Source organism: Prevotella rectalis (assembly GCF_900607215.1).
GTDB lineage: Bacteria > Bacteroidota > Bacteroidia > Bacteroidales > Bacteroidaceae > Prevotella > Prevotella brunnea.
This window is the reverse complement of sequence record NZ_LR027820.1, coordinates 799,889-815,118: the sequence shown is the minus strand read 5'-3', so window position 1 is coordinate 815,118 and position 15,230 is coordinate 799,889. Positions and strand designations below refer to the sequence as shown.

12 protein-coding genes are annotated in these 15,230 nt (G+C 47.2%); 3 read left to right on the top strand and 9 right to left on the bottom strand.

Annotated features, from left to right (window positions below; genetic code table 11):
• Window positions 1-926: 926 nt before the first annotated feature.
• The 7 genes from E0E16_RS04480 to E0E16_RS04450 all read right to left on the bottom strand — a co-directional run bounded on the left by E0E16_RS04480 (window position 927) and on the right by E0E16_RS04450 (window position 9,822).
• A complete protein-coding gene (locus E0E16_RS04480) occupies window positions 927-1,379 on the bottom strand; it encodes a YqaA family protein (protein WP_130829154.1) in 453 nt (150 codons plus the stop codon).
• The gene (locus tag E0E16_RS04475; RefSeq protein WP_130829152.1) at window positions 1,352-2,308 is read right to left on the bottom strand and encodes a hypothetical protein; all 957 of its coding nucleotides are present in this window, start codon (window positions 2,306-2,308) and stop codon (window positions 1,352-1,354) included. The genes E0E16_RS04480 and E0E16_RS04475 overlap by 28 nt, the downstream gene beginning before the upstream one ends.
• 18 nt (window positions 2,309-2,326) lie before the next feature.
• Window positions 2,327-3,595: a phosphoribosylamine--glycine ligase gene (gene purD, locus E0E16_RS04470; protein ID WP_130829149.1), complete on the bottom strand. Its 1,269-nt coding sequence runs from the start codon at window positions 3,593-3,595 to the stop codon at window positions 2,327-2,329.
• A gap of 186 nt (window positions 3,596-3,781) precedes the next feature.
• On the bottom strand, window positions 3,782-5,986 hold the full coding sequence (locus E0E16_RS04465; protein WP_130829739.1) for a S9 family peptidase: 2,205 nt from the start codon (window positions 5,984-5,986) through the stop codon (window positions 3,782-3,784).
• The gene (locus tag E0E16_RS04460; RefSeq protein WP_130829147.1) at window positions 5,976-7,508 is read right to left on the bottom strand and encodes a THUMP domain-containing class I SAM-dependent RNA methyltransferase; all 1,533 of its coding nucleotides are present in this window, start codon (window positions 7,506-7,508) and stop codon (window positions 5,976-5,978) included. The genes E0E16_RS04465 and E0E16_RS04460 overlap by 11 nt, the downstream gene beginning before the upstream one ends.
• Window positions 7,509-8,309: 801 nt before the next feature.
• The gene (locus E0E16_RS04455; protein ID WP_130829145.1) at window positions 8,310-9,074 is read right to left on the bottom strand and encodes an ABC transporter ATP-binding protein; all 765 of its coding nucleotides are present in this window, start codon (window positions 9,072-9,074) and stop codon (window positions 8,310-8,312) included.
• 1 nt (window position 9,075) lies between these two features.
• Entirely contained in the window at window positions 9,076-9,822 is a 747-nt protein-coding gene (locus tag E0E16_RS04450; RefSeq protein WP_130829143.1) for an MlaE family ABC transporter permease, read from the bottom strand.
• Between the two features lie 150 nt (window positions 9,823-9,972).
• On the opposite strand from E0E16_RS04450, the gene lptB reads away from it, so the two are divergent.
• Window positions 9,973-10,803: an LPS export ABC transporter ATP-binding protein gene (gene lptB, locus E0E16_RS04445; protein ID WP_130829738.1), complete on the top strand. Its 831-nt coding sequence runs from the start codon at window positions 9,973-9,975 to the stop codon at window positions 10,801-10,803.
• Window positions 10,804-11,150: 347 nt separating this feature from the next.
• Here lptB and E0E16_RS04440 read toward each other — a convergent pair whose 3' ends face one another.
• A complete protein-coding gene (locus E0E16_RS04440) occupies window positions 11,151-11,852 on the bottom strand; it encodes an SIMPL domain-containing protein (protein WP_130829141.1) in 702 nt (233 codons plus the stop codon).
• 204 nt (window positions 11,853-12,056) lie between these two features.
• Between E0E16_RS04440 and E0E16_RS04435 the strand changes: the two genes are divergently transcribed.
• Complete coding sequence (locus E0E16_RS04435) at window positions 12,057-13,040, top strand: aminodeoxychorismate synthase component I (protein WP_130829139.1); 984 nt, start codon at window positions 12,057-12,059, stop codon at window positions 13,038-13,040.
• Window positions 13,024-13,647 (top strand): aminotransferase class IV, encoded by a 624-nt coding sequence (locus tag E0E16_RS04430; protein WP_130829136.1) that lies wholly within the window; start codon window positions 13,024-13,026, stop codon window positions 13,645-13,647. The genes E0E16_RS04435 and E0E16_RS04430 overlap by 17 nt, the downstream gene beginning before the upstream one ends.
• Window positions 13,648-14,201: 554 nt before the next feature.
• On the opposite strand, the gene E0E16_RS04425 is transcribed toward E0E16_RS04430, so the two are convergent.
• Entirely contained in the window at window positions 14,202-15,122 is a 921-nt protein-coding gene (locus E0E16_RS04425) for an IS982 family transposase (RefSeq protein WP_130829134.1), read from the bottom strand.
• Window positions 15,123-15,230 lie beyond the last annotated feature (108 nt).

The window sequence follows — 15,230 nt, the reverse complement described above, 5'->3', positions numbered from 1 at the left end:
GCCGTGGCGATGGAGGAAACAAAGACGACATATGAAAGGAGAATATATCAATTCAAGAACTGGAAAGAAAAGAATAAAATAACAGTGGAAGTACAGAGAAAGGAAAGATGAATTACACACTTTTAAGGACACTACCAAATATTTATCCCAAATCGGTCATTAGGATTTCTCTTTGCCGTACGACACAGAGAAATCCTAATGACCGATTTGGGTTAAAGAGGAATATGTCGTGGTTGTGGACATTCTATGACTTCCCTGAGTTGCAAATGCCGAATACAAACAATGAATTGGAAGCACTCAACTCTACTTTGAAAGCAAAATTAAACCTACATAAGGGCATTAGCAAAGAAAGGAGAAAAGTCATTATTCAAGACTTTTTAAAGGCTCATTCGCCTTGTAGATAAAGGGATATAAGAGGTTTTAGGTCTCTTTTTGTCATATAAGAGCAAAAGAGACCCATTTTAGGTCTCTTTTTGTCACTTATACCCATTTCTCAAGCATTTTGAAGAACAGGGAAAGACCACCAAAAGGTGTTATTTCCTTATTTACGAACTTTATGTCACAGTCGCGCATTGGAGTATATACTTTTTTCGTGGTAAAGTTAGTAAATATTTATGGATCAAGCATATACAATGCTGTTTTTCTAATGGCGGTCATTAGAAAATGACAAGAAACTTTTTCTAATGACCGATTTGGGTTTAATAAACTACCATTCCCAAATCGCTTGCTCATATCAATCGTTTCTCCTGCCGCCATTTCTGAGTTTTTGATCCTTCCTAATACATTTTATTCCCCAGGAAATTTCTACTGAGCCAGAATAGTTCTTTGATCGTCTGCTTCTGTTATTGATAGACCGTCCATAATTCATCATCGTTCACTTGGAAGCCAAAGCGAAACTTGGGGCAATTTTGAACGCCTGCTTAGAATTAAAACGCCAGACTGACACCCCAAATCAATGCTGCGTAGCGAAGCACTTTGCCAACCGAGATGCTGACGATGCTGATGGGAAGATTGGCACGGGTAAGTCCCAAGACGATGGTGATCGCACTTCCGATGATGGGCAGAAAGGCAAAGAATCCCATCCACGAGCCTCTGCCTTCCATAAATCGGTGCGCCTTGTCGAGCGATTCTTTCTTTACGTGCAGGTAACGCTCTATCCATTCTAACTTTCCCATTCTTCCCACTCCATAATTGAACATCGAACCGAGGATGTTTCCCACGCTTCCATAGACAACGAGTTGCATGGGCTGCAGCCCGCCTGCCAACAAGCCTAACATGACTGCCTCGCTGCTGAAGGGAAAGAAGCTGCCGGCGAGAAAAGCCGAGAGAAACATTCCCCAATAGCCATAATCTAAAAGAATTTCAGAGAGTGCAGCCATAAATAGTAAATAAAATTGTAAATAGTGAGGATAAGGGTGCCCACGACAAGGAACTTGAAAGCAAGGTTGGTCCACTTGGTGTAAGTAAGGGCAAGGAAATGACCGATGAGAGGCGATGTCGCCACGATGATAATGCCCATCAACTCGTTGTAATGATGAGGTTGCAGACATAGAAAGGCAACCGCCGACCATGTCAGGGTCATGAGGGAACGATAGAGCAGCCGGGTTCGGATGCTATCCTTGCGCTTCTGACGGATGTAGTGCACAGTACCGATGAGTGCGCACAAGATTATCCATAGTGCATTGACAATCTGTGGACCAGACAGTTGATTGAAGTTGAGAATGGGCGAAAAATGCTGCAACCCCACATAATGCGCGATGAGGAAGTCAAGATGGTCTGTGCCAATGAGACAACCTGAATAGAGAAGATTGGGAAAGAGAATACCCAAGAGCGATGCCGTGAATGTCTTGGGACTGAGTGCCAAAATGTCGATGGAGAGCACCATCCACAGGATGGGCAGGAAATAAAGGATGTGTGGCCAAAGGATACTGCTGAGTCCTATGCAGAGGAACGCGTAAAAAATCCACCCCGTCCCCTTCGGATCTTGATACACTCGGAAAATACAGGTGAGAAAGCCTATCATGCAGAGCACCACAATGGCAGGGGTAAGCTGTGAGAGTTGGGGTAAAAACTGTGTGGCGAAGAGCAGGAACGAGCACGAGACAACCCTACTGTAGATGCGCAGAAGGGCATTCGCATTGTTGAGTTCCAGCATCAAGTAGGTGGAGAACAGAACGCAAAGCAGTGATGGAAGCACCGAGAAGTCGGACAGACAGCTCAGCACCCACACTGCCACGGTCGGCAACACCAATATGGGCAGCGACCAGCGGCTCTCTGAAATCTTGTTCTGAAGGCGTTTCTTATACATGACGCGGAAGGTAGATGACTATAAGTCGGCGCCTATATCCCGTCTGAAATATTTGTCTTTATAAACTATCTTTTCGGCTTCGGTAAAACTCTTTCGCAAGGCTTCTTCCTTGTTGGATCCGTATGAGGAAACGGCGATGACGCGTCCGCCGTTGGTCAGCAGTGTTCCTTCTTTCATCGTGGTGCCACTGTGGAATACCACCGAGCCGTCCACCGCTTCAATGCCCGTTATGGGGCAACCTTTGGCATATTGGCGCGGATAACCTCCACTTACCAGCATCACGCAGACGGCGGCACGCTCATCGAAAACTACTTCACGACGGTCTAAATCGCCTGCTGCCACCCCCTCAAAGAGCTCTACGAGGTCGCTTTTCAGTCGCAACATCACCGTCTCTGTCTCCGGATCGCCCATCCTGCAATTGTATTCTATTACCATCGGGTTGTCTTCAACATTAATTAAACCAAAGAATATAAATCCCTTGTAATCAATCCCTTCAGATTTCAGTCCGGAAATGGTTGGGAGAATGATTTGTTCCTCCACCTTACGCATCCATTCCGCATTGGCAAAAGGTACGGGACTGACACTGCCCATTCCTCCGGTGTTGAGTCCGGTGTCGTGTTCGCCAATGCGTTTATAATCTTTGGCTTCCGGCAAGATTTTATAATGTTCGCCATCGGTGAGCACGAAAACCGAACACTCTATGCCGGAAAGGAACTCTTCTATTACTACTTTTGCGGATGCGTTGCCGAACATACCGCCGAGCATTTCGCGCAGCTCTGCTTTCGCTTCGTCGAGGGTTGGCACGATGAGCACACCCTTGCCTGCTGCCAGTCCGTCGGCTTTCAGCACATAAGGCGGTCGAAGTGTTTCCAAGAACTTCATGCCCTCGTTCAAGTTCGTTGCGTCGAAGGTGCGGTAAGCCGCCGTGGGAATATGGTGTCGGGACATGAAAGCCTTTGCGAAGTCTTTGCTGCCCTCAAGCACTGCTCCGGCTCGCGATGGACCGATGACGGCGATGTGTTTGGTGCGCGGATCGGCATGGAATACATCGGCGATGCCATTCACCAGTGGATCTTCCGGACCTACAACAAGCATATCCACGTGATTTTCTGCTGCGAACTCCTTGAGTTTATCGAACTCACTGACTCCGATGGCAATGTTTTCGCCACACTCTGTCGTTCCAGGATTTCCCGGTGCGATGTAGAGTTTGTCGCATTTCTTGCTCTGTGCGATTTTCCATGCCAAGGCGTGTTCTCTGCCTCCACTTCCCAAAAGTAATATTTTCATGTTCTCTGTCTCCGTTTCATTCCTGCCATAGCCGGGAAAGTGGCTTCCGCGGGTTGTTTGTTTTCTATTAATATGTTGTTTGCCTTCTATTATTATAATGTGTGGATAAGTCTCATCCCTACCTTTTTCTCTGTCGATGGTCAGGCTTCTTTTCTCTGCCTTTCCGAGAATGGTTGGAGAATTCTCCTATTTTTTCAGATAATCTTCGAAATATTGCGTGATTCGTTCGTGCAGATGCACACTCTGGTGTCCGCGCATATTATGTGGTTCGCCCGGATAGACGAAGAAGTCGGGCTGAGTTCCCGCTCCGATGCAGGCTTTCAAGAACGTGAGACAATGCTGTGGAAGCACCACGGGATCGTTCAGTCCCTGAATGATTTGTAGTTTGCCCTTCAAGTCTTTTGCCTTGTTCAAAAGAGAAGTCATGGCGTATCCCTCAGGGTTGGTCTGTGGTGTGTCCATGTAGCGTTCGCCGTACATTGCCTCGTACCATTTCCAATCGATTACCGGTCCGCCTGCCACTGCCACTTTGAACGTTTCGGGATAGTTCGTAATGAGCGAGATAGTCATGAACCCACCAAACGACCAGCCATGTACGCCGATTCTGTCGGCATCTACGTATGGGAGTGATTTCAAGTACTTCACCCCTTCCATTTGGTCTTTCATTTCTTCTTGTCCGAGATGTCGGAATGTGGCTTGTTCGAATGTCCTACCCCGGTTCTCGCTGCCCCGATTATCGAGTATGAACAGTACGTACCCCTTCTGTGCCATGTAAGTTTCCCAAGAGCGAGAGCCATAGTGCCAGCTTGCGTCCACGTTGTGAGCGTGCGGACCGCCATAGACATAAATCACCGTGGGGTATTTCTTTGTAGGGTCGAAGCCGACTGGTTTCACCATGCGCCAATACAGGTCGGTAGTTCCATCGGCAGCTTTCAATGTGCCGTTGCTATATTCGGGCACGTTGTAGCCCTTCCATGGGTCTGCCGCCGTCAGCCAATTGTGGCGTGACGGTTTGGCTGAAACGCCGATGAGGTCGATGTTGCGTGGCACGTCAGGTTCGGAATAGGTATCGACGAGTGCGTTTCCATCTTTGCTCAGTTCACCGAAGTGCCATCCCTTGCCGTTGTCAAGTAACGTGCGCTTTCCGTTGGCGATGCTGACGCTCCACAGATTGCGCTGTATGGGGGAACACTCGTTGGAGGCGTAGATAACGCTTTTCTCTCCATTGTTGAAACCAAGCACTTCCATAACTACCCATTTGCCACTTGTCAGCTGTCGGATTTCCTTTCCATCTCGGGTGCACAGATAGATGTGGTTGTATCCGTCCTTCTGCGATTGCATGATGAATCGATTGGAGTCCCACGGTAAAAAGCGGATGGGATGGAGCGGTTCCACGTATTTCTCATCGGTTTCGTGATAGATTTGGGCGATTTTTCGTCCTGTCTCTGCGTCGTATGACACCAAATAGCAGTCGTTTTGGTCGCGGTTCAGCTCAAACATATAGATGGTTTTGCTGTCCGGACTCCAAGCGATGTTGGTGAAATAGCGGTCGGTGGGATCGCCTGCATCCAGATAAACGGTGCGTTGTGTGTTCGTGTCGTACACGCCCACCGTTACCTTGTGGGAGGTTTCGCCTGCCATGGGATATTTGGTGGGTTCGGGGGTTGCCATGCGCGACTCACCCTCTTTGGGTTTCCAGTCCACCTCCTGTATCGTGACAAGCGGGAAGTCGGTTACCATGCTCTGGTCCATTCGGTAGAAGGCGAGCTTTGTTCCCGACGGACTCCAGAACAAACCGCCACTGATGCCGAACTCATCGCGATGAACTGCCTGTCCGTAAACGATGTCGCGCGAGCCGTCGCGGGTTAGTTGGGTGGCATTGCCTTCTCTATCCGCCACGAAGAGTTGATGGTGGAGAACGTATGCCGTTGCTCCGGAGATTTTGTTCCATTCCCTTGCCTGCGTGTTTTGTACACGTGTGGATCGCTTTACGAGTTTTTTTGCCTTGAAATCCACCAACAGATCCTCGCGTCCGTTCTTCACCATTACGTAAGGTTTTCCGGAATAAGGGAAAAACGCGGAATAAAGGTGTCTAACTTTCTCTTCGGAAGTTTGCAGACCCGCCCAATGGTTGATGTCGTCGAGGTTGAAAAGCCGTTGTTCCTTACCGTTTTTCACGTTCACGAGGGCGCAATATTCTGCCTCGTTACGTATCAGTTGATTGCCCCACCACTCCGTGTATCGGTTTTCGGGGCGCATTTTGTGATAATTCTTTCCGCCGAAGTTGAGGTCTTCGAGCGTAAACGTTTTCTGTGCCATTGTCATTTGTGGACTTAGCAGTCCCGCGAGAGCAATCCATGCCACGAGACCCACGAATGTTTTAATCTTCATCTGTATAGTTTCCTTTCTTGCGGAAGCCTCCGATCTTCCCTCTTTTTTCATATTTCTTTCCTCCAAATTTGCGGTCGTTGTCGTATTTTCTTCCGCCTTTGAAATTTCGACTCTCTTCGAAGGTGTCATCATCGTTGAACCGTTGTCGGTTGCCGCCTCGTTTGCCTTCTTTTCGGTCGGCGTGTCGTCCGCGGTGGTTGTTGTCGATGTCAGTATAGAGTTTATGTTCGAGACTGTGGAAAGTGAAGGAACGAATGTCTCCCTCCTCGTTTTCCTGCGTTTCGTCGAGCCGTTTCTTGAACTCCCGGTTCTTCTTGAAACGATGTTTTTGTGCCATTTCCTTCTTTTCTTCTTCTGTTTTCACGATGCCTCCTTCTGCACGGAACTCGTTGAACTTGCCGTCGAACATCTGATATCTTCTGAACTCACATTCCAGCGATCCGTTATAAACGGGAATTTTGATGCTTGGCTTCAGTCCTATTTCTCGGAAACATTCCTCTCGATAGGACAATATCCATGCCTCGTTGTCCTTAAACTGATGTTTGAGTCGCTCGCCAATCATGCGGTAGGTACCCAAGAGGTTGGGGGTGGAGATGCGTTCGCCGTAGGGAGGATTCATGACGATGATGCTCTTTTCCTGCGGTTGTGTGAAGTTCTTAAAGTCTTTCTGCTCTATAGTGATCGCTCGAGTCAGTCCTGCTGCTGCCACGTTGCGTCTTGCCGTGTTCACTGCTTTTATGTCGCAGTCATATCCATAGATATGGTGGTTGAACTCGCGTTCTTGCGAGTCGTCGTTGTAGATGGCATCGAAGAGTTCGGAGTCGAAATCGGTCCATTTTTCGAAAGCATATTCCTTTCTGAAGACGCCGGGCGAGATGTTGCGTGCAATGAGAGCTGCCTCGATGGGTAGTGTTCCCGAGCCGCACATCGGGTCGATGAAGTCGGTTTCGCCTTTCCATCCCGTCATGAGTATCATGCCTGCGGCAAGCACTTCGTTGAGTGGTGCCTCCACGCTCTCTTGCCTGTAGCCTCTGCGATGGAGCGATTCGCCACTAGAATCGAGTGATAGTGTTGCCTTGTCTTCGGCGATATGGATGTTGAGCCGTATGTCGGGGTTGCTCACGGAGATATTGGGACGTTCCCCGGTGCGCTCGCGGAACTGATCGACAATGGCATCTTTCACCTTGTAAGTAACGAAGCGCGAGTTTTTGAACTCTTCAGAATAGACTACCGAGTCCACCGAGAAGGTCTTTCCCTTGAGAATGTATTTGCTCCAATCCAGCTTCTTCACCTCATTATACATATCCTCCGCGCTTTGTGCCTTGAAATGGGCGATGGGTTTGAGTATTCGAATGGCGGTGTGCAACTGGAAGTTAGCGCGATACATGAGTTCTTTGTCGCCTGTAAACGACACCATTCTGCGCCCGATTTCTACGTTGTTGGCACCCAGTTGGGTGAGCTCTTGCGCCAAGACCGGTTCCAATCCCATGAAGGTCTTGGCAATGAGTTCGAATTCTTCCATTATTTTTTGAGATAGTGCCCATGTCATGTCCCAAGACCTCTCGGGACGAGTTCACCGGCAGTTACAATTCTTTTTTATATATTATATGGTTCTTATTTGTTCCGCATGGTACGATTGTCAGGCTGATTGCCTGTTTTGCGAGGTTCGCTTGAGCGTCCACGCCCCACAATAACTTTGCAAAGATAAACAATTCTGTCGGAAAAACAAACGTCGTGCCCTTTTTTTTCGATGGTGGGCAGGTGGGTGGAGGGGGATGTAACCTTTCATTCACATTTCGCGCGCAAGGAATGATGTCTGGGGGTTGAATAAAATAGGTGTGGTGCGATTATGTCTTTTTTATGTTTTGCTGTGTTTTGGTTTCTCAGTGCAATGTTTTTATTCCACAGGTGAAAAGCTTACCTTTTGCTTTCCAAAAGCTAAGCTTTTGCAGTGCAAAAGGTCATGAATTAGAGTACAAAAGCTAAGCTTTTGAATTGCAATTAATATAGTTCTGATTATCAGTGGGTTATGAATGACGTGTCCGCCTCTGTTTTTGTCGTGTGATTTTACCGTGAAATGCTTTTTGAGATATTGCGGTCAAGGTGGGCTGTGGACGGGAAAAGGAAGGATTAACGGATGATTATTCTCACTTGGGGGGGGGAAAAGTTGGTGGAATTGAAATCATGGTGCTTATAAAAGTTATCGTGTCTGTGGAAACTTTATTATTTCTGTGAATTTCGAATTTCCAAGAATACATGAAGCTGTATTATTTCTAAGCAGCCAAGATTTTCAAGCTAATAAAAAAAGGGAGTTGTTTTGTATTTAATAGTCTTCCATTTCCACTTCTTTCACCTTTTTAAATAGATCGGATGCGAAAACGAGGTCGTTGAGTTTCTTGTTGTGCGAAGAGATAACCGTTTCTTTGTTTCCCTGCCATTCTTTTCTGCCCTCAGCGATGAAGATGATGTTTTCGCCAATGCCCATCACTGAGTTCATGTCGTGCGTGTTAATGATGGTGGTGATGTGAAAGTCTTTCGTTATTTCCGAGAGCAGTTCATCGATAACGAGCGATGTCTTAGGGTCTAATCCCGAGTTGGGTTCATCGCAGAAAAGATACTTTGGGTTCATCACCACCGCGCGAGCGATTGCCACGCGTTTTTGCATTCCCCCCGACAATTCTCCGGGGTATTTCTGTTCCGCTCCTTTGAGGTTCACCCTTTCGAGGGTTTCCATTGCCTGTCGGCGACGTTCGCGCAAGTTCATGTTCGAGAACATATCCAATGGGAACGATACGTTTTCCAGCACGGTGAGGGAGTCAAAAAGTGCCGATCCTTGAAATATCATTCCCATTTCGCGACGCATGCGTATCTTTTCTTTCTTACTCATGTTCACGAAGTTGCGATTGTCGTAGAGCACCTCTCCACGTGTAGGGTTGAGCAGTCCCACGAGGTTCTGCATCAGAACGGTCTTGCCGGCTCCACTCTGTCCGATGATGAGGTTGGTTTTCCCATCTTCGAAGATGGTGCTGATGTCGTGGAGAACTTCTTTCTCGCCAAACGATTTATATAGGTGTTTTACTTCTATCATCTTAACTTAATATCTGGGTGAGGAAAACATCGCTGAACAAGATGAGCACACTGGAATTGACCACTGCATCAGTGGATGATTTACCCACATCCACCGAACCGCCTTTCACGTTGTAACCGAAATATGATGCGACGCTGGCAATGATGAAAGCGAAGAATACGCCTTTGATGATGCTCATATACATGAACCATGGGTTGAACGAGTGCTGTATGCCCGATGTGAGGTCGTTGGGCGTGATGATGTGCCCGAGGTAAGCCGTGGCGTAGGCTCCCACCACACCTGTTGCCGCCGAGAAGATAACGAGGAAGGGCATGATGGTGATGAGTCCGGCAATCTTCGGAAGGATAAGGTAGCCTGCGGAATTCACCCCCATGATTTCGAGCGCGTCAATCTGTTGCGTTACTCGCATCGTGCCCAATTCCGAGGCGATGTTCGACCCCACCTTTCCGGCGAGAATCAAGCACATGATGCTCGACGAAAATTCCAACAGCATGATTTCGCGCGTTACATAGCCCGATACCCATCGAGGCATCCACGGACTTTGCACGTTGAGCTTTATCTGGATGCAGATCACTGCCCCGATAAAGAACGAGATGAGCAGCACGATGCCGATGGAGTCCACCCCCAATTGCGACATCTCCTTGACATATTGCTTGAAGAACATGCGCATACGCTCCGGCCGGCTGAAAGTGCGCCTCATGAGCTGCAGGTAGTTGCCGAATGCGGTCAGCAGTTTGTAGATAAGCATGATTTCACTTCTTTCTGTTTACAGATGCAAAAGTAACCAAATTCCATCAAAAAACTGCATTATATTCAATAAGTTTTAGGTTATCTCAATGTTATTAGCGTTTATTTTACTACTTTTGCAATTTGGAACTACAATCGTAAAAAACTGATGATGACAGAAACGGAAAACATTGTTGTTCGCCCGGAGAGCGATCAGCGCAGCATACTGCGCACAGAAGGATTAGTGAAACGATATGGCAAACGCACCGTTGCCGACGGTGTGAGCATCAACGTGAGACAAGGCGAAATAGTGGGACTCTTGGGACCCAACGGAGCCGGCAAAACTACCTCGTTCTATATGACTACCGGGCTGATTGTGCCCAACGAGGGGCACGTCTTCATCGATGACGAGGAAATCACTCGCTATCCCGTGTACAAACGCGCCAAAGCAGGCATCGGCTATCTGCCACAGGAAGCGAGCGTGTTCCGGAAGATGAGCGTGGAGGACAACATCATGAGCGTGTTAGAGATGACAAAACTCTCCAAGGCGGAACGGCTGGAAAAGATGGAGAGTCTCATTCGCGAGTTTCGGTTGGAGAAGGTGCGCAAGAATCTCGGCGACCGACTCTCCGGAGGTGAACGGAGACGCTGTGAGATAGCCCGATGCCTCGCCATCAATCCGAAATTCATCATGCTCGACGAACCGTTCGCCGGAGTTGACCCCATTGCCGTGGAGGACATTCAGCACATCGTTTGGCGATTGAAATTCCGAAACATAGGCATTCTCATCACCGATCATAACGTGCATGAAACTCTCAACATTACCGACCGCGCCTATCTGCTTTTCGAGGGGCGAATTCTTTTCAAGGGAACCCCGGAAGAACTGGCTGCTAATAAGGTGGTCAAGGAGAAATATCTCGGTACCGACTTCGTGCTGCAAAAGAAAGATTTCCAACTCATTGACGAGCGGAAACGAGCACGGGAAACCAATCCCGAAACCTAATTCCATGCCCGGTTCTCACCTCGGTAACATCAGTGCAAAGCCTGACAGACAAACAAACGAAAATAGTGTGGAAATTATTTTTGAACATCTATTTAACAAAACGAGGAGCAAAAAAAAGCCTTGACTGATTCACATCACCCAAGGTTCCAATACTAAAACTAAATTAACCACTAAAAAAACTGTTACAAAGATAAGCGTTTAAAGGGGTAACGCCAAATAATAGGGAAGGAAAATTACTATTTTTTATAATTATTCACACTTCGTTGCTATTTTTTACGTTTCCTATACCTATTATTGAGTATTTCCACCCCTGATGCTTCGACATCGGAAACGGGGTTGTAGCCCGATTAATCCTTCAGGGAATAGGTAACGGTGGTTACCACGCGCACCTTTTTAATATAAGGCGTGTTGGAGTCGCGGTCGTCGATGGAGAACTGTCCTTGATCGGCACTCACAATTTTGTTCAGCGCGCTATGGCTGTTGGCAGCGAATTGCTTGGCGGTGGCTTCAGCATTCTCTATTGCCTGTCGCATCATCTTGGGTTTCATCTCGGTGAACTTCGTAAACTCATACTTGATGGGGTTGGCATAGCCACCATCTACGATGGCAACGCCTTGTTTCAGAAGCTCTCCCTGTCGGGCAATGATGCTTCGCACACGGTTCACCTGTCGGCTCGTAACGGTGATGATGCTCGTGATGTTGTAGCGATAACCCTTATTGTTGTCGCTGTATTGCTCGGCATTCAGGTCGATCACCACGGGAGCGTTCACCTCGATTTCCTCCGGTTTGATGCCATTTGCAAGCAGGAAACGGCGGATTTTCTCTTGCGTTCGCCCAATGCCGGCATAGAGTTCCGGCAGATTATTGCCCAATTCCTTTGAGAGAATGGGCCACGTAACCTTGTCGGCAGCCACTTCTTTCTCTGCCAATCCCTTTACGCTCACCTTGCGGTCTTTGTTGGCAAAGTTGTCGATTCCTGCCTTCATACAGAACCCTAACACGACAATGCCGAGAGCGATGATGGCGGATGATAGAACGTGTTCTTTCATAATTCACTGTTTTAAATATTTCCGAGTCGGGACTTTCCCAACTGTCTTTATCGCCAAAGTTAGCAAAAAACGATTGATTGAAATGTCTTCTCATGTTTAAAAGATGTTTAATGCGAGGGAAGAATACCGAGAAACGAAAAAAAATACGTAATTTTGTGGTCTAATAAGAGAGGGACGCTCCAGTTCCACCCACGCCATAAGCCCATGAACAGCTATCAACAAGAAACAGCCATCAAGCGAATGAACCATCTTGCCAAAGATGGCAAGCCTTTTGTCTTCATCGCCAGCTACGACTGCCGACAGACGTTCGTGGAGGAGGTGGACAACATTGACAGCTCGGAACTGCTCTTTGACTTCCCTCATCGGAACAATATTCCACCCGATGCCGTAGCAGGGAACGCCGATGTGGAATGGGAGTTTGCGCCACCCAGCCGGGAACGCTATCGGCACGCCATCCGACATGTCATCGGAAACGAGCGTGATGGTAACAGCTATCTTGCCAACCTCACCTGTCGTGTGCCGGTGAGAACCAACCTTGCCCTGCGCGACATCTTCCTGCGTTCCAAGGCGATGTACCGCTGTTGGATGCGTGACAACTTCGTGTGCTTCTCGCCCGAAATCTTCGTTAGGGTGAGCAATGGCAAAATCAGTTCCTATCCCATGAAGGGCACCATCGATGCTTTACAACCCAATGCGCGGGAAACACTGCTCAGCAGTCCGAAAGAAGCGGCGGAACACGCCACCATTGTCGATCTCATCCGCAACGACCTCAGTAAGGTGGCAGAACACGTAACGGTGGAACGCTATCGATATATCGACCGACTGACGACCAACAAGGGGAAAATTCTGCAAACCAGTTCGGAAATCTCCGGACAGCTCCTGCCACAATATGTCCAACGACCGGGCGACATGCTTTTCCAACTGTTGCCGGCAGGCTCCATCACCGGCGCGCCAAAGCTCAAGACCACACAAATCATCAAAGAGGCAGAGGACTACGAGCGCGGGTTCTACACCGGTGTCATGGGCATCTGGGAGGATGGGAGGATGGACAGTGCGGTCATGATACGCTTTATTGACAAAGAGGGCGAACAGATCTACTACAAGGCGGGAGGAGGCATTACCGCGCGAAGCGATGAGGAAGCGGAATACAACGAAGTTTTGGAGAAGATATATGTGCCGATTTATTGAGACCATCAGGGTGGACAGTGGGACGGTGAACAATCTCGACTATCACCTGCGTCGTGCAAACCTCACCCGACAACAATTCTTCAAGGGAGCACGCCCACTGCGAGAGAGCGACTTCCACCGCGCCATCAATCCTAAAACGAAACTTGCAAAACTGCGCTTCGAATATGATGGCAACGCCATCTATAACCTCACGGCAGAACCATACGTCATGCGACAGGTGCAATCGCTGCGTATCGTTGCCGACAAGAACATTGTCTATCCCTACAAGTGCGCAGACAGAACATTGCTCAACCAACTCAGGGAACAACGCGGAACATGCGATGACATCGTCATCGTCAGACGTGGAAACATCACCGACACATCATACACGAACATCGCCTTCTTCGATGGCAAGGAATGGCTCACACCCGACACTCCTCTCTTGCCTGGAACACGCAGGAAAAGTCTGATTGACAACGGAAAACTTCGCGAAGCACGAATTACGCTTGCCGATTTGCCTCATTTCAAACGCCTTGCCCTCATCAATGCCATGATTGGTCTCGGTGAACTATCAGCCCCTTATCACATGGAAGAAGACACGGCAGGACTGAAAATCGTCTTGGAATAAGTCTGCCCCATTGTCCCCATCGCACATGAGCCCTTGTTTGCCGTGCACCCCTATTCGGCAAACATTCCTCGAATCGGGCGTTATCCGATTCTTTCTCTCATCACTGCCATTCCTCATTTTGATAGGTTTCCTTGTCATTGGTTATTATTCCGGCCCGAAGATGGGCAAAGTTTTCCTGCCATAGAGACGTTTGTCTCCACGCATCAATGTAAGGATACAAAATCAATCATCAAAATGCAAGAAAACAATCGAGTGATTATTTTTGTTTAATAAGTAATATTAGGCGTAATGGACATTTGGTAGGCTGAAAAGCTCCGGATGCTCTTTATTTATTACTATTGCTGTCTGGTAAAACTTTTATTAATTTTCAAAATTAGGGCTGACACTTCTCTCGAGGTATCAGCCCTTTTGGTTATCTTTGTATTTGAAAAAAATATGACCATGAGCAAAGATTGTCATTTTGCCGGACAGCCGCCCTCCCAAGAGTTAAATCCTTTTACTTCCCATAGAGCTACCTCATTATATTTATACGCGAGTTCGGGATAAGAAAATCTTTAGAAAAGTTCCAATTGCCTTGATTTCTCCACGTGTACTGGCAGTGCCTCCGGCTTATTGTCAAAGAAACAATAGGCTGTAAGAGCAGAACATAAGTTCATGATGAAATTATGTATTGATCGGTGCCGTGAATGTACAAGATTAGCCTTGTTCTTTAGCAACTCGTTGATACATTCGATGATGTATCTCTTTCTAAGCATGATTTTGTCCCACATAGGCATAAGTTTGTTCTTCATGTTCGCTTTTAGACCATGTACGAGATGTATGCCTTGGTCGAACAAGGTTTCAAAGAGTTCCTTTTTGATATATCCTCTGTCAGCGAACACTTTTCCATACAATACTTTTGTAAATACGCTCCACACACGTTCATCCCTGTCATCAACATTTGCCCCTGTAAGACAGAAGGTTATAACTTCGCCAGAGTCATTACAGAGCAGATGCAGTTTGAAGCCGTGACACCAACCCATAGTACCTTTCCCATTCTTCGCGAAACCTGCAAATACCTTATTGAAATAACGCCTTACATTATGACATACAGGTATCATGGTACTGTCGACAAATGTTATTCCCGTACATTTGCCAAAGGCATAAAGCTTCATAAACATCATCATCCTGAAGAAAACACGTGGCATTAGTTCCACGAAACGATTGTAGGATACAGCATCGGGAAACTCCTGCTGGAGTTGTCCACGAATGCAATTGAGGTAATACTCCTTGAAGTTACGGTATGTACCGAAATGATAGCATACAAGAATTGTCATAATCTCGCTTTCAGAAAGACGACCTTTACGGTTTCTATAACCTTTTCCTTTACCGTTATTAGTAGGTAGAAAAAGGTTATTTTCGAGTTCAGAATTCAAATTTCTGTTAAATTCATCTATAATACAGAATATTTCAGTAACTTTGTCTTTGGTAATCATCGCTTAGTCTTTATTTGTAACTTGTTGATTTTCACCTATAAAGGTACAAATAATAAGCGAGATTACCAACTTTTTAAGTGCTTTTCTTATCCCGAACTCGCGTATATT

Coding starts and splice junctions, on each gene's coding strand:
- E0E16_RS04480 (WP_130829154.1), bottom strand. CDS start 1,379: ATGGCTGCACTCTCTGAAATTCTTTTAGATTATGGCTATTGGGGAATG.
- E0E16_RS04475 (WP_130829152.1), bottom strand. CDS start 2,308: ATGTATAAGAAACGCCTTCAGAACAAGATTTCAGAGAGCCGCTGGTCG.
- purD (WP_130829149.1), bottom strand. CDS start 3,595: ATGAAAATATTACTTTTGGGAAGTGGAGGCAGAGAACACGCCTTGGCA.
- E0E16_RS04465 (WP_130829739.1), bottom strand. CDS start 5,986: ATGAAGATTAAAACATTCGTGGGTCTCGTGGCATGGATTGCTCTCGCG.
- E0E16_RS04460 (WP_130829147.1), bottom strand. CDS start 7,508: ATGGAAGAATTCGAACTCATTGCCAAGACCTTCATGGGATTGGAACCG.
- E0E16_RS04455 (WP_130829145.1), bottom strand. CDS start 9,074: ATGATAGAAGTAAAACACCTATATAAATCGTTTGGCGAGAAAGAAGTT.
- E0E16_RS04450 (WP_130829143.1), bottom strand. CDS start 9,822: ATGCTTATCTACAAACTGCTGACCGCATTCGGCAACTACCTGCAGCTC.
- lptB (WP_130829738.1), top strand. CDS start 9,973: ATGACAGAAACGGAAAACATTGTTGTTCGCCCGGAGAGCGATCAGCGC.
- E0E16_RS04440 (WP_130829141.1), bottom strand. CDS start 11,852: ATGAAAGAACACGTTCTATCATCCGCCATCATCGCTCTCGGCATTGTC.
- E0E16_RS04435 (WP_130829139.1), top strand. CDS start 12,057: ATGAACAGCTATCAACAAGAAACAGCCATCAAGCGAATGAACCATCTT.
- E0E16_RS04430 (WP_130829136.1), top strand. CDS start 13,024: ATGTGCCGATTTATTGAGACCATCAGGGTGGACAGTGGGACGGTGAAC.
- E0E16_RS04425 (WP_130829134.1), bottom strand. CDS start 15,122: ATGATTACCAAAGACAAAGTTACTGAAATATTCTGTATTATAGATGAA.